We start from the raw sequence: 24,616 nt of genomic DNA on the forward strand, positions 1-24,616 counted from the left end.
GAGATGGGCGGCAGGAACCACGTACCGCGGCGCACCGTACTCGGCGGCGCCCTCGCGGGGGCGGCGGCCGGGGCCGGGCTGGCCGGCACCGCCGCGGCGGCGAGCCCACCCCCGCAGGAGGGCGCGCCCGGCACCGTCGCACCCGGCAGCGACGCCGGCGCCAACACCCCGGCGCTGTCGGTGCACACCGCGGGAGACGCGGCGTGGACCCGGGTCCTCGCGGACAGCGACCTGGTCTGGCAGCGCATGCCGGTCAAGTGGGAGGAGGGACCCTACCTCGGCAACGGCTTCCTCGGTTCCGGGATCTACAAGGAACCGGGCGCCAACGCCGTGCGGTTCAACGTCCAGCACAGCGAAGTCCAGGACCACCGGCCGGAGTTCGGCTCGATCTTCGGCCTGGCGCGGCTGCCCATCGGGTACTTCACGCTGGAGCCGGTGGGCGCGATCACCGCCGTGGACTGGCGGCTGGACCTGTGGAACGCCGAGCTGACGGGCACGATCACCACCGATGCCGGCAGCCTGGCGCTGCGCGCGATCGTGCACACCTCCCGCCAGGTGCTGGCCGTGGAGATCACGCCGACCGACGGCGAGCGCGACTTCCGGTGGGTCTTCCACCCGGCCGAGGCCATCAGCCCGCGGGCCGCGTTCAAGCCGCTGCCGGACGGCTACACCGGCAACCCGCCCGCGGTGCTCGGCACTCACGGCGACGCGAGCACCGCCGTGCAGCCGCTGCTGTCCGGCGGGCAGCACGTCACGGCCTGGCAGGAGACCGGCCGCGGCCGGGCCCGCACCCTGTACGCCGCGGTCGCCCACTCCTTCCCCGACGACGGGGCGACGGCGGCGGCACTGCGCACCCTGGAGTCGGCCGCGGTGCGGCCGCTCACCGCGCTGGCGGTGGACCACCGTTCCTGGTGGCACGCGTACTACCGCAAGAGCTTCCTGTCCGTGCCGGACGCGCGGCTGCAGAGCTTCTACTGGATCCAGCTGTACAAGGTGGCGTCCGCGGCCCGCCGGGACGCCCCGGTGATGGCCACCACCGGGACGTGGCTGGAGCCGACCCCGTGGCCGGCCTCCTGGTGGAACCTCAACGTGCAGCTGGAGTACTGGCTGATCCACGGCTCCAACCACCTCGAACTCGACGGTCTCACCAGGTCGTTGAGCGAGTTCCGGGAGAACATCAAGGGGCAGACCGCGCCCGCGTACCGCGCGGACTCGCTGGTCATGGCCCGCTCCAACGACACCACCCTGAGCCACGGCGTGGACGCCGGGCCTGGCGGCACCGGCGGCGGCATCCCCGGCCAGGACCCGCCGACCCCCGAGATCGGCAACCTGACGTGGGCGCTGCACAACGTGTGGCTGTCCTACCGGCACACCATGGACGAGTCGGTGCTGCGGGACGTCGTCTTCCCGCTGCTGCGGCAGTCGATCAACTACTACCTGCACTTCCTGGAGCCGGGCAGCGACGGCCGGCTGCACCTGCCCAAGACGTTCTCCCCGGAGTACGGCGTCGACACCCCCGACACCAACTACGACCTGGCGCTGATCCGCTGGGGCTGCCAGACCCTGCTGGACTCGGCCGGGACCCTGGGCGTCGACGACCCGCTGGCACCGCGCTGGCGTGACGTGCTGCTGCGGCTGGTGCCCGCCCCCGTCGACGCCAATGGCTTCATGATCGGCGCGGGCCAGTCCTTCGCGAAGTCCCACCGCCACTACTCGCACATGCTGTCGGTGTACCCGCTGTACCTGGTCAACTGGGAGCAGCCGGAGAACCGCGACCTGATCAGGACGTCGCTGAAGCACTGGATCAGCTTCACCGGCGCCCTCCAGGGCTACAGCTACACCGGTGCCGCCTCCTTCGCCGCGCAGATGCTCGACGGCGACGCGGCCGCCGGCTACCTGTCGGACCTGCTGCGGCTCTACGTGCAGCCCAACACCCTGTACCGGGAGTCCGGGCCGGTCATCGAGACGCCGCTGTCGGCCGCGCAGTCGCTGCACGACATGGTCTGCCAGAGCTGGGGCGGGGTCATCCGGCTGTTCCCGGCGGTCCCGGCCGCCTGGCAGGACCTGGTGGTGCACGACTTCAGGACGCAGGGCGCGTTCCTGCTGAGCGCGGCACGGCAGGGCGGCGCCACCCGCTGGGCCCGGCTGTTCAGCGAGGCGGGAGCACCATGCGTGCTGCGCACGGACATGGCGGGACCGCTGGACGTCACGGACGCGGCGGGCCGGCCGGTCGCGTACACCGATCTGGGCGGCGGCACGCTCCGCATCGACGTGCGCCGCGGGCAGGAGGTGTGGGTGCGCCCGCAGGGCGGCCCGCCGCCCGCCGACCTGGCCCCGGTCACCCCCAACGGCCCTGCCGCGCGCTGGGGTCTGCCGGCCGTCTGACCCGGGGACGACCCCGCTCATGGTGCCGTGCCCGGCGCCGGTTCGAGACCGGCGCCGGGCACGGGGCGTGAGGCGCACACGGGGTGCGGGACCCGAGGGTGCGGAACGCGGTGCGTGCGGGCGGCGGGACCGCCGCCCGCACGCGGGGTCACGCGGCCGGGGTCGTGCCCTTGCCGGTGGCCGCGGGCCCGGTCCCGGAGCCGGTGACCGCGGCGACCGAGACCGTGTACGCGGTGCCGGGCGTCAGCCCGCCGACGACCCGGAACATGCCCTTGGCCGACGGCTGGGTCACCAGCGCGTCCCGTCCGGCGACCTCGACGGTCCGGGACGTGCCGGCCGCGTCGGTCAGCACGATCCGGTAGCCGATGACGTGCGAGTCGCCCAACGCGGTCGGCGGGGTCCACGCCACCGTGGCGGCGGTCGCCTGGGCGCGCAGCTTCACGCCGGTGGGTGCCGCCGGCAGGACGGATCCGGCGATCGGCGCCAGAGCGACGGAGGGAAGGGAAGGTGCGCTGCTGCCATGGGCGTTGAGTGCGGTGACGGTGACCCGGTACGGGACGCCGTCGGTCAGCCCGGTCAGCGTGGCCAGCGCCGAGGCGCTGAAGTCCGCCGCCGGCACGGTGGTGGTCGCCGCGATGTGCCCTGCCGCGTCCACGGCCTGCACCTGGTACCCGGTGACCGGCGAACCGCCGTCCGCCCAGACCGGGTTGAAGGTGACGAGCAGCGTGCCGCCGGCGCCGGTCGAGGTGCCGACCCGGGTGGGCGCCGTGGGTACGGACACCGCGCCGAAACGCTCGTCCAGCAGCCCCCGGTAGGCCGGTTCCAGCCCGGCCGCGGCCACGACGTCGGCGGGCGCGTCGGCCGGCGAGGCGATGATGTGGTTGCCCTGGGTCACCAGGCCCTTGTTGTCGCTGTCGGCGTCGCCCTGCTCCCACCAGTTGCCGGACACCAGCGTCGGGTCGTTGTTGCCGAGGTCGTCCCGGTAGTCGGTGTGGCGGCTCGCCACGTTGGAGTACGACGCGCCGTACAGGACGTTGCCGGAGACCGTCTCGTAGGTGCAGCCGTTGTCGGTGTAGACGCTCTTGCCGAGGCCGAACTGGCTGTGGATGACGTTGCCGGTGACCTTCTCGCCGTCGGCCATCGAGGTGCCCGTCAGGCCCTGGGTGTAGATGCCGCCGCCGTCGTCCAGGCCCTGCATGTAGTCGGTGATCAGGTTGTCGCTGACGGTGTTGTCGTGGCTGTCGTTGGGGGTGGCCGGGGAGCCGATCTTGTCGGGCCAGCCGCCCCAGCCCATGGAGATCCCCGAGTAGCCGACGTGGTCGATCTGGTTGTGGGAGATCAGGTCGTGCTGGGTGTAGCCGTTGACGATGGGGACACCGCCGGTGAACTCCCTTGGCAGGGCGTAGAGGTGGTTGTCCGTCACCTGCACGCCGCGGGTGACGTCGGCGTCGTCGGTGGGCAGCGCGTTGCCGACGCCGCCGACCTCCACGCCGTTGCCGGAGATGTCGGTGAAGACGTTGCCGCGCACCTGCGTGTCCTGCGTGCCGTCGCCCAACTCCAGCCCGGCTGCGCCGAGATGGACGAAGGCGTCACCGGAGAACTCGAGGTTCCTGCCGTGCGAGACGGCCACGTTGCCAGGCTCCTTCGTCCACGCGCCGAACGGGCAGGCGCCGCCCTCGACGAACCCGCACAGTCCCTCGGTGGCGTAACCGGTCGCGCCGGAGATGGTGTAGCCCGCCTGGATCTCCGAGAAGCCCTCGGGCGAGGACGGCGTGAGCCAGGTGGCGTAGCTGAACTGCATCCCGCGGAAGGCGATGTCGTGCACGGGGGCGGCGGTCGTGCCGCGGCCGTCGACCAGCTTCTCCAGTACCGGCGCCTCCACGTCGGCGTGGTGCAGGTCCTCGCCCTTGCGCGGCATGTAGTAGACGGTGTGGGCGGCGCGGTCCAGGTACCACTCGCCCGGGGTGTCGAGGAGTTCGCGGGCGTTCTCGATGTACGTGGCGTGGCCGCCGTTCGTCAGCGCACCGGGGCCGACCATGCTGACGGTGCGCCCGGGGATGTCCGGGAACTCCACCCGCTTGTTGGAGTTGTCCCAGCACGGCTGGACCATGGTGATGGCGGTGCCGGACGCCGAGGCGATGTCGCAGCGGGGCTGCGTCCACTGGCCGAGGCCGTCGCGCTGGATGTTCCAGAGCGCCTCGCCGCTGGTGTAGACGAACTCGGCGCCGGCGATGTCGGGCCAGCGCGCGAGGGTGTCGCTGGAGGCGGTGTAACCGGTGGCGGTCTTGGTCAGGGTGACCGGGACCTCGCCCGCTGCCCGGTCGGCGCGCACCCCGTCGACGTACAACTGCCGCGTGTCGGTGAGGTCGTGGGGCGCCCGCGCGGACCACAGGCCCGGCTGGCCGGGGACCTGGTGCCAGCCGGTGACCTGGCGGCCGCCGCTGACGACGGTGCTGCCGGTGCCCTGCCACACCACCTTGTGGCCGTTCGAGCCGGAGTCGCGGGCGTCGAGGGTCAGCGGCGCCGACTGCCGGTAGGTGCCGGAGGCCAGGTGCACGGTGAGGTCGCCGGACAGGTTGCCGTCGCGCTCGCGCACCAGGCTCTGGGCCCGCTGCAGGGTGCGTACCGGGTGCCGCGCGTCGCCGCTCGCGTCGTCGTCGCCGCTCGGCGCGACATAGACGTCGGACGTCGTGCTCGCGTCGGCGGCCGGCGGCGGTGCGGCGCCCGCGGGCGCCGCCGCGACCAGTGCCCCGGCGGCGAGGGCGACGGCGGCAAGCGCCGGTACCAGTGGATGTCGGGACACGGTCATCGTCCTCCAGAGGTCGGGAATCGCGGGAAACATACGACCTCTCCGAGGGGCGGTCAAGAAAAACAGCAGGAAATCCCCAACCGATCATGGGAGTTGTCCATGATTCCTCCGATGACAGGGCGGAGACGGGCCCGCATACGCGGTCAAGGAGGCGGCTTCCCGGGACGACCAGCGGCGCCGGGAGCAGCCGAGCGGCCCGGGGAGCACCCGGAACCGGCCGCGACCCGAACTCAGGACGCGTCATGGAAGACCCGCCCGAGGGTGTGCCGGCGGCCGGACCGCACGGTGCTGACGCCGTGCCGCATCGGCGCGCTCGACCAGCCGCGACGGGAGGACACCGGGCGGTCGCGGGTGGTGAACACCGGTCGGTGACCCTCGGCAGGACGGTCGCCGAGCCGCGCGACTGGGCGCGCGGCCGCTGTTCGGTCGTCAGGAACTCGCCGCCGGTGAAGTCCGCGCCGGGCACGTCGAGCCCGATGACCACCTGGAGCGGGGAAGAGCATCTCGCCGAACAGGTCGCGGTGCAGCGCGTTCCAGTCGCCGGGGCCGTACCGCAGCAGGATCTGGGCCGGCCTGGCCCGCCCGGCCTCGGGGCAGCGGGCGATCCACTCGTCGAGCCGCTCCGGCCAGGGCACGGGCCGGTCGAGCCGGGCGGCCCAGTCGCGCGCGACGGGCAGCAGCCGCGGAGGCGAGGGAGCGGCGAACGGCCCGAGCATCTGAGGGGGGAGCCGGGACCCTCAGCACACCTCGGCCACGAGCAGGGCGATGTCGTCGGGGTGGTCCGGCGGGGGGAGCGCGGCGAGCAGCCGGTCGCAGGTGTCCTGCAGGGGGATCCGCGGCTGGGTGAGCAGGTCGAGCAGCACTCGCAGCCGGTCCCCGATCGGCTGGCGGCGGCTCTCCACCAGGCCGTCGGTGTAGAGCACCAGGCGGTCCTCGGGCTCCAGGTCGACACTGGTGGTCCTGAACGGCACGCCGCCGACGCCCAGCGGCACCCCGGTCGGCAGGTCGAGCAGCCCGGGCGGGCGGCCGGCGCCGGCCAGGACCGGCGGCGGGTGGCCGGCCCGCGCGATCCGGATCTGCCGTCGGTGCGGGTCGTACACCGCGTAGACGCAGGTCGCGATGATCTCCTCGAGCTCGCGCGTGGCCTCGTCGAGGTGCTGCAGTATCTCGGCCGGGTCCAGGTCGAGCCGGGCCAGGGTGCGGGTCACCGTGCGCAACTGGCCCATGGTGGCGGCCGCGTTGATGCCGTGCCCCATGACGTCGCCGACCACCAGCGCGGTCTTGTCGCCGCGCAGCGGGATGGTGTCGAACCAGTCGCCGCCGGCCTCCTGCGCGGTCCCGGCCGGCTGGTAGCGGTAGGCGACCTCCAGCCCGGGCAGGCGCGGCGGGCGCTGCGGCAGCAGATGCCGCTGGAGGGCCACCGCCGCATGGCGCTGCCGCTGGTACCAGCGGGCGTTGTCGATGCAGACGGCGGCCCGGGCGGCCAGCTCGCCCGCCAGCACCACGTCGTCCTCGGTGAACGGGTGCGGGTTGCGGGTCCGCGCGAGGTCGAGCACGCCGAGGACCTGCCCGCGGGCGATCAGCGGCACGATGAGGTACGAGTGCAGCCCGGCCCGTTCCCAGACGGCCGCGGACTCCTCGTCGCGGGCGATGCGCCGCAGGTCCTCCGGCTGGACCCGGGCGACGAGGATCGGGCGCCGGGTGCGGGCGGCCTGGGTGACCAGCCGCTGGGCGCCGTAGGAGGCGATCTCCCCCGCCGGGTCCGCCGCGGCCAGGGCGTCCGTGGCGTAGGCCGAGGCGACCGCGAGGGCCCGGAAGTGCGCGGGGCCGTGGCCGGGGTCGGCGGGGTCGTCGTCGCGCAGCACGGAGTCCAGGACGTCCACCGCGGCCAGGTCGGCCAGGTCGGTCACGACGACGTCGGCGAGCTCGCGGGCGGTGGCCTCCAGGTCGAGGGTGGTGCCGATGCGGACCGAGGCGTTGGCGATCACGGCCAGCCGGCGGCGGGCCTCGGCGGCCTCGGTCGCCGCCCGGTACTGCTCGGAGATGTCCACGACCGAGACCGCCACCCCGATGATCCGGTCGGACGGGTCCTCCAGCCGGTAGTAGGACACGTTCCAGGTGTGGTCGTTCGCGGGGTCGGCCGCGGTCCTGCCGGTACGGATCCGGTCCATGACGGGTTGGCCGGTGGCCAGCACGTGCCGCATGTCGGTCTCGATGGCGTCGGTGTCCAGCAGGGGGATGATGTCCTGGACCCGGTGGCCTATGTGGTCCGGGGCGCGCACCCCGGTGATGTGCTCCATGACCGGGTTGACCAGCACGAAGCGCAGGTCGGCGTCGAGGACGGCCAGCCCTATCGGCGAGTGCGACACCAGGCCGACGGTGAGCGCGACGTCCCGTTCCAGCTCGCGCAGCGTGGTCTCGTCGGTTGCGAGCCCCAGCGCGAAGTACTGGCCGCGCTCGTCCTGCAGCCGCATGTTGCGGAACTCGACCGGACGCGAGCTGCCGTCCTTGTGGCGGATCGGGAAGACCCCGGCCCATGCCTCGCCGCCGTCCATGACCCTGCCGAACAGCTCCAGCACCAGGTCGACGTGCTCCTCGGCGACCATGAGGCTGACCGCCTTGCGGCCGAGGGCCTCCTTCGCGGTCCAGCCGAAGATCTCCTCCGCCTGCGGGCTCCACAGCACGATCCGCCCCTGGGCATCCAGCACCACCGCGGCGACGCCGAGCACGTCCATCAGCCCACCGGGCTCGGACGTGACGACGCCCGCGGGTGCCGTCACCACCCGCAGACCTTCGGAGGTAGTCACCCCGCGGCCTCCTTCCCCCAGGTCACCGCACCGCGCACCCCGTCGCGCGCGGCGGGCCGCGGTGAGCCGGGACACCAAGCTGCACGCATGTCCCATGGTCTCTCTGCCCCACCGCGGCGGCAGCCCGGGAACCCGGGCCGCGTCCTTCCCCGGCCGCCGAAGGGGCCCATTGTGCCGTACGGCGGCGGCCTCGGCGCACGGCACCGGGGAAACCGGGGAAGCAGAGCACAAGGACGTGCGGCACATCTGGCGCACGGACGGTCGCAGACGGTGATCGGCCCTGCGGGGAGCCTGGTGACCCGCGTCCCCCCGGATCACCGCGCCAGGCCGGGCCGACGACGGACCCGGTCCCTACCGGAACACCACCCCGCACTCCACGTTCACCGGCTGAGGCGGCCGCCCCCGGCGAGCGCCACGGGGCTGCCCGCGCCAGCCGCCGCGCGGACGGCGCTCAGGCCCGGGCGGCGTAGCGGCCGTCCACGTGGATGGCCTGGATGCCGCTGACGTACCGGGCGCCGCAGCGGTCCTGCGGCAGGACCAGCTGGGGGCCGGGGCGGTCCAGCGGGCTGCCGTCCACGGTGACCGCGAGCAGGACGGGGGCGCGGCCGAAGTCGGGGTCGATCTCCGCCCAGGAGAGCACCGCGCGGTGGCCGTCCGCCCCGCTGACGGCGATCAGGAAACGCAGCCGGTCCTTGCGGCGCGCGGGGTCGAACGCGGGCCCGGCGTCCAGCAGGACCTCGTGCAGCAGGGGTCCGGTGAAGGTGTGCCGCTGCACGCCGCTGGTGGCGCACTCGAAGCCCACCCGCGCCAGGTGCTGGGGCCAGCCGAGCAGGCCGGACACGGTCAGCCGCCCCGGCCGCGCGAGGTCCCCGGTGAACACGACCTCCGCCACAGCCCCGGCGGTTGCTCCACCGGCAGCAGCGGGCCTCCATCCCAACGCACCCACCTCCCCCCGGTGACGGTACCCGCACCGGCCCGCCGTGCAAACGCAGTTGCGACCCCCATCGCCATAACGCCCCCTAATCGCAAGGGAATTGAGCATGGATGGCGCGCATCTGCGAGGGGCGGACTCGGATTGCGGACCAGGTCCCGGCGGGGCACGCACAGGACGCGAAGGGGCCCCGCCTCCCCCCTCGGGGCAAGGGGGGCGGCGGGGCCGGTGACGGGGCAGCGTCCGTCACCTGGGGAGATGGTCAGAAGCGGTGGTTGCGGTGACCGGTGGACTCGGTGTCGACGATGCGGCCGCGGTCGTCGCGCAGGGTCGCGGTCTCGCCGTTGCGCCACTCGGAGCTGCGGCGGTCCTGGTAGACGTCGGTGCGGGTGTTGTGCCCGTATCCCGTGTGGACCCGCACCGAGTCGTGCGCACCCAGCCACAGGTGGCCGAACCGGTAGCTGCTGCGGTCCTGGTCGGAAAGGGTCCAGCCCGACAGGTCCACGCCGTTGCGGCCGTTGTTGACGACGGTGATCCACTCGTCGTTCAGCGAGGAGCCGCGGCGGTTGTCCCGGCCGTAGACGCTGCCCTGGTGGACGTCGCCCAGAACCACCTGGTAACGCACCTGACCGTGGGACCGGCCGTGGTCGTCATTGCGGCCGTGGTCGTCATTGCGACCGTGGTCGTCATTGCGACCGTGGTCGTCGTTACGGCCGTGGTCGTCGTTACGGCCGTGGTCGTCATTGCGACCGTGGTCGTCATTGCGACCGTGGTCGTCGTTACGGCCGTGGTCGTCGTTGCGGCCGTGGTCGTCATTGCGCCCGTGGTCGTCGTTACGGCCGTGGTCCTGGGAGGCGATCGGGACCAGGACGGGGCCGCCCTGCTGCCGGCCGTGGTCGTCGTTACGGCCATGGTCGTCGTTACGGCCGTGGTCGTCATTGCGGCCGTGGTCGTCATTGCGGCCGTGGTCGTCGGAAGCACCCTGCTGGGGCCGGCCCTGGTCGCCGGGGGCGCCGTTGTCGTACCGGCCGTGGTCCTGGGAGGCGACCGGCAGCGCGACGGGGTCGCCGTGCTGCCGGCCGTGGTCCGCGGCGGCGGCCGGCAGCGCGGCGGCGGCGACGAGCGCACCGGCGGCCAGCGTGGTCGCGGTCAGACGGGAAACGAGACGGGACACTCCTGTCCCCTTTCAGACAGGGCACGACCGTTCCGGTTGTGCCATTGGTACCCCTCTTCGGCACGTGCGCCGAAGAGGGCCCCAATGTGACCCGACCAAACTAAGAGTCACGGTTCGGACACACTCTGTTACAAAATGAAGACATCCTCGTGATGCTCGGTTGCCTGCCGCAACCAGTTCCGGCCCGGGCGTGGCGCCTCGCCCCGCAATCGCACACCACCGCGCCGACCACGGTCGCTGTCGCCGGCGGGCGCGGTGCGCCACCCCGGGCCACCCTGAACACCCGTACGCCACCGTCCGGTCCACGGACTCGATTCCTGTTACAGAGCACCATTTGCGGGGCGTGGCGGAGCGTGGCGGCACGTTTCTCAGCCGCGGACGTTCGTCAGCGGCGGGCGTTCGTCAGCCGCGCGCGTCGAGCCAGTCCTGGTAGCGGGTCCCCGCCAGGCGGGCGTCGGCGCCGCCGATCAGGACGTCACCGCGGACGGCCGCGAACATCCCGGCGGTGCCGTCCGTGACCACGGCGCGGTCGTCGTGGTGCGCGGCGAGGGTGATCTTGCCCAGCTCGTCCAGCCGGAACACGTCAGGGCCCGCGACGTTCCGGATACCGCCGAGCGGGGCGCCCACGGCGGCCTCGGCGACCGCGGCGGCGACGTCGGCGGCGGCCATCGGCTGGATGCGGGTGGCCGGCAGCCGGACGGTACTGCCGTCGGAGGTCCAGGAGAGCACCGCGTCCATGAACTCGAAGAACTGGGTGGCGCGCACGATCGAGTACGGCGTCGGGCCCTGGGCGAGGAGCTGCTCCTGGAGGGCCTTGGCCCGGTAGTAGTCCAGCTCGGGCACCTGGTCCACACCGACGATCGACAGGATCACCTGGTGCCGGACGCCGGCCCGCTGTCCGGCGGCCAGCAGGTTGCCCATGGTCGTCCGGAAGAAGTCCAGGGACGCCTCGTCGAACGTGGGCGAGTTCGCCACGTTGACCACCGCGTCGGCGCCCTCCAGCGCCTGGTCCAGACCCTTGCCGGTGAGCAGGTCGACCCCCGTGGACGGGGCCGCGGGCACCGCCTCGTGCCCGTCCCCGGTCAGGTTCCGCACCACCTGCGAGCCGATCAGCCCGGTGCCGCCGATGACTGTGACCTTCACTGTCCTCACCTCTCACGGTGCGCGGGCGCGCGCCCGCGCGGGCACACGGCGGCCCTCGGTGCACACCCTGAAACTCGGATACTTCTTGTCCGAGATCATAGTCGGATAGTCTTTGTCCGAGTCAACCGGGAGCGGCACGGCACGCTGCGCGTGGCACGCACGCGGGCGCACGGCGCCGCGGACACGGGAACGAAGGCGCGGGGATGAAACTGTCAGGCGGGGTCGAGTGGGCGCTGCACTGCTGCGTGGTGCTGACCACCACGGCGGAGCCGGTGCCCGCCGTACGGCTGGCGGAGCTGCACGACGTCTCCGGCAGCTATCTGGCCAAGCAGTTGCAGGCGCTGTCGCGTGCCGGCCTGGTGACGTCCGTGCAGGGCAAGGCGGGCGGCTACGTGCTGACCCGGCCACCCGAGCAGATCACCGTCCTCGACGTGGTCACCGCCGTCGACGGCGCGCAGCCCGCGTTCGTCTGCACCGAGATCCGGCAGCGCGGCCCGCTGGCGGCGGCCCCGGAGGCGTGCACCCGGCCGTGTGCGATCACCCGCGCGATGGCCGCGGCGGACGCGGCATGGCGGGCGGCCCTGCGGGACGTGTCCGTCGCCGACCTGGCCCGCGGCGTCGACGAGGACTACGGCCCCACCGCGCTCACCGGCATCCGCGACTGGCTCGGCGCCGACCCGGCACCCGCCGCAGGCGAGGGCGGCGCCCCCGGCCGCTGACGGCGAGTGACTGGCTCGGCGCCGACCCGGCACCCGCCGCAGGCGAGGGCGGCGCCCCCGGCCGCTGACGGCGAACGCCCGGCCGTGGAACGGCCGGGCGTCGTGTCACCTCGTCGAGGTTCGCCCCGCGAAGGTCACTTCGCGGGGGTCACCTCACACGCCCCGCTGGGCGAAGCAGGCTGCGGCGGGGCTCACTTCTCGAAGCGGGAGGGCACCGGGAAGTACCCGCTGAGGAACGCCTTCAGGACGCGGTCCTGCTCGGCGGCCGGCACCTCGGCGTCGGGCGACTCGCCGATGCAGAAGGTGTCGTTGCTGCGGGTGGCCAGCAGGCGGCTCAGCACCGAGTGGTGCTCGTAGTTGCCCGCGTTCACGTAGCGGCACGAGACGGAGCCGGGCGCCGAACGGGCGGTCAGGTAGCCGAAGTGGTGGTGCAGCGAGGAGACGATCGAGAAGTCCGAGTGGCCGCGGAACGGGTTGGCCGCGGTGCGCGCCACCTCCTCGGGGAACCGCTCGGCGATGTCGGCCAGGACGCTGCGGCGCAGCGGGTGCGGCGCGTGCAGGAAGCCGTGCGTGGCGGTCCGGCCGAACGCCTCCTCCAGCAGCTCGCGGTTGTTCTTGGCGGCGGCGAAGTAGCCCTCGTCGTCCGCGGTGCGCTCGGTCGGCGGGACCGGGGTCGGCGAGCGGAAGAACTTGGCCACGCCGTTGCTCTGGAAGAACACCTGCGCGGTCAGCGGGCGCCCGAAGAACACGTCGTCGTTGAGGTACAGGAAGTGCTCGGCCAGCCCGTCGATGCGGTGCAACTGGCTCTCGATGGCATGCGAGTTGAAGGTCGGCAGCCAGGCCTGGTCCTCGAATATCTCGCGGTGGCTGACCACGGTGATGCCGGGCTGGTCGGTGTCCAGCCACGCCGGGGTCTGGTCGTCGGTGACCAGGTAGATGTTCCGCACCCACGGCGCGAACATCTCCAACGACCGCAGCGAGTACCGCAGTTCGTCGCGGTTGCGGAAGCGCACGTCGCCGGCGTCGGCCTCCTGGGCCGCCATGCCCAGCCGGGCGCGCGCGCCCTGGCGGCGCTCGCGCCAGGCCGGGTCGGTGTCGTCGACCCAGGTGTAGACGGCGTCGACCGGGAAGTCGACGTCCCACATCAGCTGCTTGGTGAACTGCGCCAGCGTCGGGTAGTCCCGGCCGGCGACGCGGAGCTTGGCGGTGGGCGCCAGCGACGGCAGCCGGTCGCCGAGCAGCGTCGCGGCCCGCGGGGCCACCCGCCAGCCGTCGTCGTCCTGCGCCCAGAACTCGATGGTGCACCCGTAGGCGGGTCCGTAGCGCAGGGTCCGGCTGCTGGTGGTCACCGGCTTGAAGACGCGCAGGCCCGCGATCTCGCCGACGCGGCCCAGCCGTTCGGCCAGCACCGCGCCCGGGGCGGCACCGCGCGGGGTGACCAGCTCGGCGTACACGGGCTCGCCGTACAGGGCGGTGGACAGGGCCTCCAGCACCCTGCTGCGCTCCTCGACGGCGACCGCGAGGCGGTACGCCGCGCCGTCGGCGCGCAGCAGGATGAACGGGATCCCGGCGTCCTCCAGGACCTTGGAGGCGACCTCCAGGTTGGTCTGCGCCATGCGCGGGCTGGTGATGTCGTCCCGCTCCTCGGCGAGCCGTCCGGCGGACCGGATCAGCGACCGGTTCTGCGCCTGGATCAGGACCTCGCGGGCCTTCTGCTCGTCGGCGGAGTTGGCCAGGTGCGAGACGGGCGCGGCGACGCTGAAGTTGCGGGTGCCGCCCATCGCGAGCCGCCGCGCGGTGCGGTCGGCCCGGTCGGCCAGCCGCGCCGGGTCGTCGCGCCGTGCGACGAGGCGCCCGAACAGCTCCTCCCACTGCGCGGTGATCTCCTGGCTGCCGAACCGCTCGTACACGCCCTTGCGGGCGGCCTCGCCCATGGTGCGGCGCAACGTGTCGTCGCCCATCAGCCGGGCCATCGCGTCGGCCAGCGACTGCACGTCGCCCGGGGGCACCAGCAGGCCGTCCACGTCGTGGCGGATGATCTCGGCGGGGCCGGTGACGATGTCGTACGCGACGACCGGCACACCGGCGGCGAACATCTCCAGCAGGACGAGCGGGAACGCCTCGTTGCGCGACGGCAGCAGGCACAGGCCGGCCTTGGCCCACTCGTCCTCCATCGCCTGCGACCTGCCGACGAGTTCGACCCGCAGATGCAGGCCGAGGCCCTCGATCAGGTGGCGCAGCCGCACCTCCTGCGGGCCGTCGCCGAAGATCCGCAGCCGCCAGTCGGGGAACTGCTCGGCAATCTGGTGGAACGCCTGGATCGCGTGGTCGAGCTGCTTCTCCGGGGTCATCCGGGCCGCCAGGACCAGGGTCTTGCTCTCCAGGTCGGCGCGCGGACGGTAGCCGTCCGGAACGGCGTTGGCGATCACCGCGAGTTCGGGCGCCGACGCCCCAAGCGAGTCGGCGAACCAGTCGTTGGTGCGCTCGGTCAGCGAGACCAGCGCGTCGATCTGCGGTCCGTAGACGAGCAGCGGCTCGCCGGGCACGCCGCGCAGCTGCGACGCCCGGTGCTCCTCGTGCACGGTGATGACGCGTGAGGGCACGAGTTCGGCGGCCGCGGCCATCAGCGCCGGCGTGGTGGTGATCAGGACGTCGCAGTCGAGGGAGCCGAGCGCGGCGGTCATCTCGATGTCCGACAGCCGGTCGAAAGTGCCCTCCCACACCGGCTTGATCAGCTCACTGGGCAGCGACTCCAGCGTCCGGCAGGCCGACTCGTCGAGCGTGGTGCGGCGCACCGGACGGCCGTACGCGCCGGTCCTGTCCACCAGGTAGCGGCGCTTGACCTGCTGGGCTATGGAGAAGAACGGCTGGGACTGGGTCTTGAAGACGCTCAGCACCTCGACGTCGTGCCGCGGCGCGAGATGCACCGCCTGGGTGTAGGCGGCCATCTCCGTGCCGCCCATCTCGTCGCCCCAGGTGAGCAGAAATGTGATCCTCATGCGTCCTCATCGGCAGTGAATTCGGCACAGGCGACAGCGAGGGCTCCGGCCGGTGTGACATAGGCGTGCACCCGCACCACGGAACCGCCGTCCAGGGCGATGATCCGGTAGGGGGTGCGGAAGACCTGCTTGGGGTTGCGCACGTCGGTCAGCCGGCGGGCCACCTTGAGCCGGGTCCTGCCCGCCTTGAGGTGGACGTCCCAGGTGCGCTCGGTGCGCTGGCGCCTGGTCATCGCGGCCAGCGGCAGATCGAAGGTGAAGGTGTCGCCGTCCCAGTCGATCCGGGCGGCGGCGGTCTTGCCGGTGCCGCGCCGCACGGCCTCGGCGGTGTACTGGTCGGCGGGCAGCCGGCGGCCGAGCAGCCGGCCGTGCACGGTCACCCGGTCCCAGCGCAGGTCGAGGTCGACGAGTTCGGCCTGGCGGGCCGGGCCGGAGACCTTGAGCAGGGCGCGCCCGTTCACCGAGCGCATCGGGCGGAACACCGCGCCGGTGGCCGGGCAGGGCGGGCTGGGGACGGTCGGGCCGTCGTCCGCGCGCTGGTCGGGGGCGGCCAGGTCGGCCCGGGTCTCGCGGCCGTCGCTGTGGACCAGCACCGCCGAGAACCGCCAGACACCGCTGCCGAGGGCGAGCGCGCCGGGGCGGCCGTCGTCGCGCGCGGCCGGTGCGGCCGCAGGGGCCGTGGCATGGCGCAGCGCCACCGTCGCGGTGAGCAGCACCGCCCCGCCCGTCGTTTCGCGCACCAGCGGGACGGACGAGCGCTCGGCGTTGCGGACGAGTTCGAGGCGCGCCGTGGCGACGTCCTCCTCGCCGTCCGGCAGCGGGACGGCGACGTTCAGGGTGCGGCCGCCGAGGATCGACAGGTGCACCGGGACGAGCATCGGCCGCGGGCGCACCGTGGTCCCCAGGGTGGGAACGGTGTTGATCCGCTGGACGCGGCGCCGGACCCGGACCGCCGCCTTCTTCGCCTGCTTGGCCGTCTTCACCGCGTAGGGCAGAAGCGAATCGCTCACCGCGGCCGGACCCCCGTTTCTTTCGCTGGGCAAAAACGCGCTTCTCGCCACCTGCGAAGGAGGTCCCCCTGTGAAGAGGATCACACCAATGGTCTTACCCGACACGCATGGGCGGACCGTCGGGGCATCGCCAGGGGAGAGCGTCAGCATAACCCACGCGTTCACCAGCCGTTCGGTTGCGGTCAAGACTCACAAAAGGTGACCGCCCACTCGGCCACGTCCCGCACGCAACCGTACAGAGATCACTTCGTGACCCGGACGCGCGGTCCTCCGCGCAACCCGGAGCCCGACTCCCCCCTCTTGCTTGCCGGGGGTAGCGAAATGGCTGCACACGGGGAGCGGAGCTCAGGGGTGGAACGGGTGTCGGTGGTGAGGGGGGACGGCAGCTCGCGCCGGGCCGTCCTGGGTGCGCTGGCGGGGGTCGCCGGCGCGGTGGTGGTCGGGGGCTGCTCGGGGTCGCCCTCGACCACATTGGGCGCGCCGAAGATCAGCAACGGCCCGACCGGGGGCCCGCTGCCGGTGTCCCGCAGGGTGGCGTTCGCGGAGGCGGCCAGGCCGCTGGCGATGCAGGTCCTCGCGCACCCGGACGACGACCTGTTCTTCATGAACCCGGACACCGTCGGCACGCTGGACGCCGGGGTCCCGGTGGTCTCGGTGTACGTCACCGGCGGCGGGTCGTTCGGCGTGAACCAGGTCCCGGGCCGGCCGGCGCCGCGGGCCGACGTCCCGGCCTACGTCTCCTCGCGCCAGCAGGGGCTGCGCCAGGGATACGCGAGGATGCTCGGGCTCGGTGCGTTCACGCGGTGGGTGCGGAGCGCGCTGCCGCTGCCCGGCGGCGGCCACGCCGAGGTGGACTCGCTGGAGCACCAGGGCCGCAGCGCCCACCTGGTCTTCCTCGACATCAACATGCACAACAGGACCTCCCGCGGCTACGCCGGCCTGACCACCCTGTGGAGCAGGCCCGAGACCGTGGTGCGCACCGTCCCGCTCGGCGACTCCCCGGTCCGCGGCTCCCGCGCCTACACCGCGCAGCAGTTGACCGACACCCTGGAGTTCCTGTTCCGCACCTACCGGCCCACGGTGATCCGCACCCTGGACCCCGACCCGGACGAGCAGGTCCACGACAAGCACCACCCGCGGGACAGCGACCAGCCCGGCTACTCCGACCACCCCGACCACACCGCCACGGCCCTGTTCACCTGGGCCGCCATGGCGCAGTGGGTGCGCAGCAGCACCGAACGCGAGGGCCAGGCACCGGCGTTCGTCACCGACAGCTACCGCGGCTACTACAACCAGCGCTGGCCGTACAACCTGCCGCCGGCCGTCGTCGACCTCAAGGCGACCTACCTCAACGCCTATGGCGGCAACCCCGACTGGGCCTGCGGGAACGCGGCCGGGTGCGGGGACTACGGCATCGGCGAGGGCCGCACGCTGACGTCCAAGAAGGGCTGGGTCCGCAGCACCCAGCCCCGCTACCCCACGGCCGGCCCGCTGGCCGCCGCCGGCCGCGACGGCCGGCTGGTGGTCCACAGCGTGCTGGGCACCCGGTGCGTGCGGTGGATCGAGACGGAGCCCGGCAGCGGCAGGTGGGGCGACCCCGAGGACCTCGGCGGCGGCCCGCTGTCGCCCGCGCTGAGCGCGGTGACCACGTCCGACGGCGGATCGCTGCTGTTCGCGCTGCGGTTCACCGGCCTGGACGGGACGACCGCGGGCAACACGCGGGAGGTCGTGGTGCTGGAGGAGCCCGCGGCCTCCGCGGGGTCCCCGGCGAGCCTGGCCTGGCGGAGCCTGGGCAACCCGGAGGGCGAGCCGGTCCGCGGCCGCCGGGTCGGGCCGCCCACGGCGATCGCCGGCAAGGACGGCCGGGTGCACCTGTTCGTCCGCAACGCCTCCAAGGGGCTCAGCACCCGGGTCCGCGACGCCTCGGGGAACTGGTCGGACTGGCAGATGCTCGCCGGCGGCCCGGTGCAGGAGGGCCTGACCGCCGCGCTCGACCAGTACGGGTGCATCCATGTGTTCGCGGCGGGCTTCTCCTCCGTCCACCACTGGGTGCAGAACTCCCCCGCCGGCGATGTGCGGGCCCGCCCGCTGTGGCTGGCCGCGCCGCCCGGGGACGCGCCGCACGCCGTGGCCGCCCGGGACGGCTCGCTGCTCCTCGCCTACCACATGCCGCACAGCGCGGGCCTGGTGGTCGAGCAGCTGTCCGGCGCCACCACCGCCCGATGGAACGCCGTGTACCGGCTGCCCGACGCCGGCTTCGGCGCGGTGAGTCTGCTCCCGGGCCAGTCGCTGGGGCGCGCCCCGGTCCTGGCCACGCGCACCGGCCCGGACACCGTGGCGGTGACCGGTCTCCGGGCCGGCCAGGACGTCCTGCGGCCGTCGGTCGCCGTCGGCCGGCCGGCCCTGGTGGAGCCGGAGGCCGGCACTGTGGCCTTGGTCACGATCGGCCCCAACGGCCGTCCCCTGGTGACCCGGTGGGCCGCCGACGGACGCGTGGTGTCACCTCGTTCACCGGAGCGCCCGAAGGCCCAGCCCACGCCGACGTTCGCGTAGCCGGCCGCCTCTCCTCCGGCTCCCCGGTCATCCGGCAGGGTTCTGCAGCCATATGGCAAACCGTCACAAATAGGACCACGCAGCGCGCGTGGGGACCAGCCCCCTGAGTCCCCACGCGCCTCTTAGGTTCCTTCGTCCGTGTGAAATGTGGTAAAAAAATCGGGGCATGAGGTTGCCACGGGGTTAACAGTCGACAAAGCAGGGGGGCCTGATGGAGTCGGAAGGTCTACGCCACCACTTTCACAGGCCCTTTCTCGGGACGACCGTCTCGCCGCCGGCGTGAGGTTCCGCACACCTCCGCCGCCCGACGCCGTACACCCGCACCTCCCGCCGCCCGCTCCAGGGACGGCGCCCAGGGTGCGACGGGCCCGGCGTGCGGCAGCCGACCCGCCCCGGGGGACGCACGCGTCCCCCGCGCTCGACCTCGAACGGACTCTCGTCGTGACCAACCGATCCGGGCACACCGCGCCCAGCCCCCGACTTCGTTTCCTCGGGCAACCATGCTGACGCTGGCCGCGCTGCTCGCGCAGATGCGGACCGTGCACGTCGTGGGGGAGGACGCCGACCCCGGTGTACGGTCCCGCGGGATCATGGGCGCGGCCACCGTCGACGAGGTCCCCGCCGGCGGCGCGCACACGGAGGGCGCGCACGCCGGGGGTGTCCCCACGGAGGACCCTGCCGGTGCGGGGAGCCCCGCCGAAGGCGGCCTCGCGGCGAGCGCAGCCGACGATCGAATACCCGGCCGTGCCGACCGGCTCGGGCTGCTGACCGCCCGTGTCGTGGTGGGCCCGCTCGACGCGCCGCTCTGGCAGGACGTCATCCGCGCCCGGCAGGCCGTACGCGCGCTCATGCACAACGAGGCGGCGGCGCTGCTCCTGGTGGCCGCCCCCGGCGCGGACCCCGGCGACGCCGCGCGCACGCGGGAGACGGTGGCCGCCACCGCGCAACGGGTGGGCCTGCCGCTGCTGGTCATGGAGCACGACGAGCGCACCTGCGCGGAGGTGGTGCAGTCGGTCACCGCCGCGGTGGAGGCCGCGCACGCCGCCTCGGAGGTGCACCTGCTCAAGGCGCTCGCCGACCTGCTGCGCTCCCCCGGCCCGGCCGGCACCGGCGACCTGGAGCGGCTGCTGGACCAGACCGCCCGGGCCGTCGACGGTCAGGCCGCGGTCATCGCCCCGGACGGGACGATCGTCCAGAGCGGCGGGTACGCGCCCCGGCTCAGCCGCAGCATCCTGGCCGCCCCGGTCTCGCAGGTGCGGGCGGGCGGCCCGGGGGTCACCGCGTCCGGTGAGAGCGGCTGCTTCGTCCAGCTCCTGGGCATCGACGTCCCGGCGCCGCGCCCGGTCCTGGCCGTGGCCCGCAGCCGCCCCCACTCGCCTCGGGTGACCGACCTGATCCGCAGGACCGCCGACACGCTCGCACTCAAAGAGCGGATCGTGCGCGCGGACCGGCTCGACCGGGAGTTCGCCGAGACCGTTCCGGCCGCGCTCCTCGCCCTCTACACGCACCTGATGAACGGCGACGTCGACAACTGCAGGAAGCTCGCCGACGCCTACACCCCCGGGCTGCTGGCCACCGGCCAGATCCAGGTGTGCCTGCTGGAGTGCCCCGCCGCGCGGCGGGGCGAGGTCGTCGACGCCGTCATGGCGGCGGCCGGCACCGGGGCCCTGGTGGTCGCGCATCCCGGGTCCGCGACCAGGGTCGCCGTGATCACCCCGGCCCGCGCCGGCGACGGGTCCACCCGGCTGCGGCAGACGCTGGAGGCCGTGGTCGAGCCCTTCGGCTGCTCGATCGGGCAGAGCAGGCCGGTGAGTTGCCGCAACACCCGGGACGCGCACCAGATGGCCGCGCACGCCCTGGCCGTCGCCCGGCGGCTGCCCCACCGGGCGGTGACGCATCAGGGCGAGAAGCCGCTGGCGCTGCTCCTGGGACCGGAGGCCGCGGGGTGGGCGCGCTGGGTGCTGCGCAGGCTGGACCCGCTGCCCGACCGGGAGATGCTGACCTCGACGGTGCAGCAGGCGCTCCAGCACGGGAACAGCGGGGCCGCCCGGCTGATCGGGGTCAACCGCAAGACCATCGCGCTGCGTTGCCGCCGGGTGGGGACGGCGCTGGGCTTCGATCTGACGGATCTGCGGGCCCGCGCGGCCCTCGACCTCGCCCTCCACATCGCTCTCAGGGCGCCGCAGCATCCGCCGGCCGCGCCTCCCCCGGCGCCCGCCGCATCATCGCTGCCGGCCGCCGCCCCGCCGCAGCTCGCCGACCTGCTGCGGGCGCCGGCCGCACGGGCCTGGGCGCTGGACCTGCTGGCGCCGCTGCGGCGCGACTCCCGGCCGCTGATGGAGACCGTCCAGGCGTGGATCACCTGCAACGGGCGGGTCGAGTCCTGCGCGGAGCAGCTGAAAGTGCACGCCAACACGGTGCGGAACCATCTCGCCGCCTGCGAGGCGGCGTTGGGCCGGCGGCTGGTCGGCACCAGCGGCGGGGCCTACGACGTGGTCAACGCGATGGAGATCCTCCACCCGGCAGGTGCCGTGTGAGGGGGACTCAGCGGCACACCGCGGCGCCGGGCACGCCGTGCGTGCCGGGCCGGCTCGACCCGGAATACCACCGGTCCTGGAGCGCGCCGTTGCAGCTGCCGTCGAATTCCGGTTCGTCGGGATCCGACGAGGCGAGCCGCGCCGCGGCGACCACGGCGTCCACGGCGACGAACACCGCGACGCAGACAATCGCGCCGCAAAGGATGCGGAAAGACACAGGAACTCCCAGCAGAGATCACAGAGCGGCTACCGGGTCCCCCCCGACGCCTGTAGAGGGCAAATTACCAGGAAAACAGTCAGGAAAACAGTCCCCAAGTAAACGCTTTCGGACCGCTCTCACCAGCCGGGGTAGCAGAAATACCAAGCCCCGCGGCCCGGTGACCCGGAATCACCGAAGAGGCCGGCGAAAACGGACTTCTTCCGTGGTCAGCGGCCACCCCAGATCTCACATTTCCCTTCCCATGCCTACCAAGAAACGAACATCCCCACAGTTCGTCAGTTGTATCCTTGGCCCCTATCTGGCGATCCGAGGGCTGTTCACGGCTGACACCGAGGGCGGCGTTTCACCCCACGCCAGTTTTTTTATGAGGAGCTGTCAACGATGCGCAATCCTGAGGCGCCCCGCCTGGTCGGTGTCTACCGGCGCGCGATGCCGGAAAGCGCCCGCAAGATCATCGCGGGCCGGGTCCACGCGGACTTGCGCAAGCAGGTCAAGATGCGGATCGCCGGGGCGTCCGACGCCGCGGAGCGCGCTCGTGCGCAGCGCCTGGGCAAGCGCCTCAACGCCATCGTCGACCAGCCGGGACGGACCGTGCTGGCCGCGGGCAAGGAGCCGAAGGTCGCCCTGGTCCATGCGGACGCGACCCCGCTGACCGCCCGGCGGGCCAACCTGCAGGCGGTGCTCGACGCCCTGGCGGCGGCCGGCCTGGAGCACTTCTGCGTGCGCGGCCGGTCCGACACCGCCTCCGCCGTCGCCGTCCACGCCGAGGACCGGGCCCAGGTGCTCGCGACGCTGGAGGCGCTGTGCGGGCAGGAACCCGGCTACGTGACGCCGGTCAAGGGGAACCGCCCGGTGCCCGAGGAGTCGTGGCCCGGCTTCGAGTCCGCGACCTGGCGGCGGATGGCGGGCGCCGACGTCCTGCGCATGACCTGGTACCGCACCGACGGGACCGGGCGGTTGGGGCTGGGTACCCGCTACGGCTGCGACGTGGAGTTCTGGACCAAGGAGGACGGCCGGCTGGTCGCGCCGCGTCCCGGCCGGTTCACCGAGGAGATACCGGCGGACTCGCGGCCGGTCCGGGTCGCCGAGTCGTACCTCACCGACCTCGCGCCCGCCGACGACACGGCCCTCGACGTCGTCGAGGTGCCGACCCGCGAGCACTTCGCCATCCGCCCGGTGGACCAGGTGCGCTTCCCGGTCGACGTCGTCTACACCTGGGTCGACGGCGCGGACCCGGCGTGGCTGGCCCGGCGCGCGAAGCACGCCGGCACGGTCTACCACGAGGAGTCGGCGAACGCCGCCCGCTACCTCAGCCGGGACGAACTGCGCTACTCGCTGCGGTCGTTGCACATGTACGCGCCCTGGGTCCGCAACGTCTACATCGTCACCGACGACCAGGTGCCGGAGTGGCTGGACACCTCGGTGCCCGGCGTCCGGGTCATCAGCCACCGGGAGGTCTTCCGGTCCGCCGACAGCCTGCCGACGTTCAACTCGCACGCCATCGAGAGCCAGTTGCACCACATCGAGGGCCTGTCCGAGCACTTCCTGTACTTCAACGACGACGTGATGCTCGGCAGCGAGACGGTCCCGCAGGACTTCTTCCTGTCCAACGGCACCACCAAGTTCTTCCCGTCGCCGGCCCTGGTGCCGCTGGGCGCCAAGTCGCCGGAGGACCCGCCGGTCGCCGCGGCCGGCAAGAACAACCGCCGGCTGATCGAGGACCGCCACGGCGGCGTCATCGTGCAGAAGATGAAGCACATGCCGCACGCGCTGCGCCGCAGCGTGCTGGAGGAGATCGAGAGCACGTTCGCGGCGGAGTACCGGCGCACCGAGGCCAGCCGGTTCCGCAGCATGGAGGACATCTCCATCGCGTCCTCGCTGCACCACTACTACGCGTTCACCACCCGGCGGGCCATCCCGGGCGAGTTGCCCTACGTCTACATCGACCTGTCCCACCCGTGGACCGAGGTGCGGCTGGGCCGGCTGCTGGCCTCCCGGGACAAGACGGTGTTCTGCGTCAACGACACGGTGTCCACCGGCCAGGACGTCGGCGAGCAGAAGGACCTGATCACCCCGTTCCTGGAGGCGTACTTCCCGGTCCCGGGGCCGTTTGAGAAGAAGTGACCGTTCGAGCGGACGCGTGACGAAGAGGCGGGGCCCCGGACTTCCGAGTCCGGGGCCCCGCCTCGTGTCGCCGGGATATCCGCGCGGGCGCCGTGACCGGCGCCGGCGCCGTCAGCCGAGGCCGGCGGCGGTGAGGGCGGTGCGGGCGCGGGAGGCCGCGCCGACGGCGACCGCGTCGCTGCCCAGCAGCGACGGGACGAGCCGGATCGGCTGGCCGCTCACCGGCGGCTCTGCGGCCAGGGCGGCCTGCACGGCCGGCTCCAGCAGCGGCCAGGCCCGGCTGACCCCGCCGCCGATGACGACGGTGGTGACGTCGACCAGGCCCGCGGTGATGAGCAGGGCGCGGGCGATCCCCGCACCGGCCGTGGTGAAGACGGCGAGAGCGTCGGGGTCGCCGTCCTGGGCGGCGCGCGCGACGCCCAGGGCGTCGGTGCCGCGGCCGGTGCGCTCGGCGTAGCGGGCGGCCAACGACCGTCCCGCGGCGAGGGTTTCGAGGTGGCCGCGGCCTCCGCAGGTGCACGGGATGTCACCGAAGCCGGGGATGTGGCCGATCTCGCCGGCGGCGCCGTGCGGCCCGTCGTGGAGCGCCCCGTCCATCCACAGCGCTCCCCCGACACCGGTGCCGAGGGTCATCCCGAGGACGTGCCGCTCCCCCGCGACGGCGCCCTTGGCGACCTCGCCGCGCAGGAAGGCGTTGACGTCGTTGTCGAGGAAGGCGGGCACACCGAGGCTCGCCTCCAGGGTGCCGGTCACCGCGAATCCGGCCCAGTCGGTGAACGAGTCGCTCGCCACCAGGATCCGGCCGGTCCCGGCGTCGACCACTCCGGCCGCGCCGACGCCGACGCCGGCCAGCCGGGCCGGGTGGCGGCCGAGCAGCTGCCGCAGCCCGTCGAGCACGATGCCGATCATCGCCCGGCCGCCTTCGGCGGCGGGGGTGGGAAATTCGACGCGATCCAGGACGTCGAGGGCGGTGGAGCAGAGCACGACCTGGGTGGTGGTGCCGCCGATGTCCACGCCGGCCAGGACCGCCGGCCCGGAGCCGGTCGCCCTGTCGGAGACGGCCGAGCTGTCGGGCCCGCTGGAACCGGTGAAGCCGGTGGAGCCGGTGGAGCCGGTGAAGCCGTGGGAACTAATGGAGCCGGTCGAGCGGGTGGAACCGGGCCCGGACGGGCCGCCGTTCGGGCTGCCGGCCCCGGGTGAGCGGG

The 24,616-nt window shown here is 73.3% G+C and carries 14 protein-coding genes and 1 pseudogene; 5 read left to right on the forward strand and 10 right to left on the reverse strand.

Annotation, left to right across the window (positions count from 1 at the left end; all coding sequences use genetic code 11):
- The first annotated feature begins 3 nt into the window (after positions 1-3).
- Positions 4-2,385: a glycosyl hydrolase family 95 catalytic domain-containing protein gene (locus ACH4TG_RS35270; RefSeq protein WP_398246742.1), complete on the forward strand. Its 2,382-nt coding sequence runs from the start codon at positions 4-6 to the stop codon at positions 2,383-2,385.
- A 148-nt stretch (positions 2,386-2,533) separates the two neighbouring features.
- Here the strand turns inward: ACH4TG_RS35270 and ACH4TG_RS35275 are convergent, their stop codons facing one another.
- The 6 genes and pseudogenes from ACH4TG_RS35275 to ACH4TG_RS35300 all read right to left on the reverse strand — a co-directional run bounded on the left by ACH4TG_RS35275 (position 2,534) and on the right by ACH4TG_RS35300 (position 11,249).
- The gene (locus ACH4TG_RS35275) at positions 2,534-5,194 is read right to left on the reverse strand and encodes a fibronectin type III domain-containing protein (RefSeq protein ID WP_398246743.1); all 2,661 of its coding nucleotides are present in this window, start codon (positions 5,192-5,194) and stop codon (positions 2,534-2,536) included.
- Positions 5,195-5,424: 230 nt separating this feature from the next.
- Positions 5,425-5,886: pseudogene (locus tag ACH4TG_RS35280) on the reverse strand (2OG-Fe(II) oxygenase); the annotation flags it as partial.
- Between the two features lie 45 nt (positions 5,887-5,931).
- The gene (locus ACH4TG_RS35285; RefSeq protein WP_398246813.1) at positions 5,932-7,929 is read right to left on the reverse strand and encodes a SpoIIE family protein phosphatase; all 1,998 of its coding nucleotides are present in this window, start codon (positions 7,927-7,929) and stop codon (positions 5,932-5,934) included.
- A 523-nt stretch (positions 7,930-8,452) separates the two neighbouring features.
- Positions 8,453-8,893, reverse strand: coding sequence for a hypothetical protein (locus tag ACH4TG_RS35290; RefSeq protein ID WP_398246744.1), 441 nt, complete (start codon positions 8,891-8,893; stop codon positions 8,453-8,455).
- A 301-nt stretch (positions 8,894-9,194) separates the two neighbouring features.
- Positions 9,195-10,106 carry a lamin tail domain-containing protein gene (locus tag ACH4TG_RS35295; protein ID WP_398246745.1) on the reverse strand — a complete coding sequence of 304 codons (912 nt, stop codon included), beginning with the start codon at positions 10,104-10,106 and terminating at the stop codon, positions 9,195-9,197.
- 402 nt (positions 10,107-10,508) lie between these two features.
- Positions 10,509-11,249, reverse strand: a complete 741-nt coding sequence (locus ACH4TG_RS35300) for an SDR family oxidoreductase (protein ID WP_398246746.1) — start codon at positions 11,247-11,249, stop codon at positions 10,509-10,511.
- A 203-nt stretch (positions 11,250-11,452) separates the two neighbouring features.
- On the opposite strand from ACH4TG_RS35300, the gene ACH4TG_RS35305 reads away from it, so the two are divergent.
- Entirely contained in the window at positions 11,453-11,968 is a 516-nt protein-coding gene (locus tag ACH4TG_RS35305; RefSeq protein WP_398246747.1) for an RrF2 family transcriptional regulator, read from the forward strand.
- Between the two features lie 191 nt (positions 11,969-12,159).
- Here ACH4TG_RS35305 and ACH4TG_RS35310 read toward each other — a convergent pair whose 3' ends face one another.
- Both ACH4TG_RS35310 and ACH4TG_RS35315 read right to left on the reverse strand, forming a co-directional pair.
- On the reverse strand, positions 12,160-14,967 hold the full coding sequence (locus ACH4TG_RS35310) for a stealth conserved region 3 domain-containing protein (protein ID WP_398246748.1): 2,808 nt from the start codon (positions 14,965-14,967) through the stop codon (positions 12,160-12,162).
- Positions 14,964-15,977 carry a hypothetical protein gene (locus ACH4TG_RS35315; protein WP_398246749.1) on the reverse strand — a complete coding sequence of 338 codons (1,014 nt, stop codon included), beginning with the start codon at positions 15,975-15,977 and terminating at the stop codon, positions 14,964-14,966. The genes ACH4TG_RS35310 and ACH4TG_RS35315 overlap by 4 nt, the downstream gene beginning before the upstream one ends.
- 360 nt (positions 15,978-16,337) lie before the next feature.
- Between ACH4TG_RS35315 and ACH4TG_RS35320 the strand changes: the two genes are divergently transcribed.
- Positions 16,338-18,530 carry a PIG-L family deacetylase gene (locus ACH4TG_RS35320; protein WP_398246750.1) on the forward strand — a complete coding sequence of 731 codons (2,193 nt, stop codon included), beginning with the start codon at positions 16,338-16,340 and terminating at the stop codon, positions 18,528-18,530.
- Positions 18,531-19,030: 500 nt separating this feature from the next.
- The gene (locus ACH4TG_RS35325; RefSeq protein ID WP_398246751.1) at positions 19,031-21,067 is read left to right on the forward strand and encodes a helix-turn-helix domain-containing protein; all 2,037 of its coding nucleotides are present in this window, start codon (positions 19,031-19,033) and stop codon (positions 21,065-21,067) included.
- A gap of 7 nt (positions 21,068-21,074) precedes the next feature.
- Here the strand turns inward: ACH4TG_RS35325 and ACH4TG_RS35330 are convergent, their stop codons facing one another.
- Positions 21,075-21,284, reverse strand: coding sequence for a hypothetical protein (locus ACH4TG_RS35330; RefSeq protein ID WP_398246752.1), 210 nt, complete (start codon positions 21,282-21,284; stop codon positions 21,075-21,077).
- Between the two features lie 384 nt (positions 21,285-21,668).
- On the opposite strand from ACH4TG_RS35330, the gene ACH4TG_RS35335 reads away from it, so the two are divergent.
- On the forward strand, positions 21,669-23,411 hold the full coding sequence (locus ACH4TG_RS35335; protein ID WP_398246753.1) for a stealth family protein: 1,743 nt from the start codon (positions 21,669-21,671) through the stop codon (positions 23,409-23,411).
- Between the two features lie 111 nt (positions 23,412-23,522).
- Here the strand turns inward: ACH4TG_RS35335 and ACH4TG_RS35340 are convergent, their stop codons facing one another.
- Entirely contained in the window at positions 23,523-24,434 is a 912-nt protein-coding gene (locus ACH4TG_RS35340; RefSeq protein WP_398246814.1) for an ROK family protein, read from the reverse strand.
- Positions 24,435-24,616: the final 182 nt, after the last annotated feature.

It is taken from the genome of Streptomyces sp. NPDC020917 (assembly GCF_044333795.1).
In the GTDB taxonomy this organism is placed as follows: domain Bacteria; phylum Actinomycetota; class Actinomycetes; order Streptomycetales; family Streptomycetaceae; genus Actinacidiphila.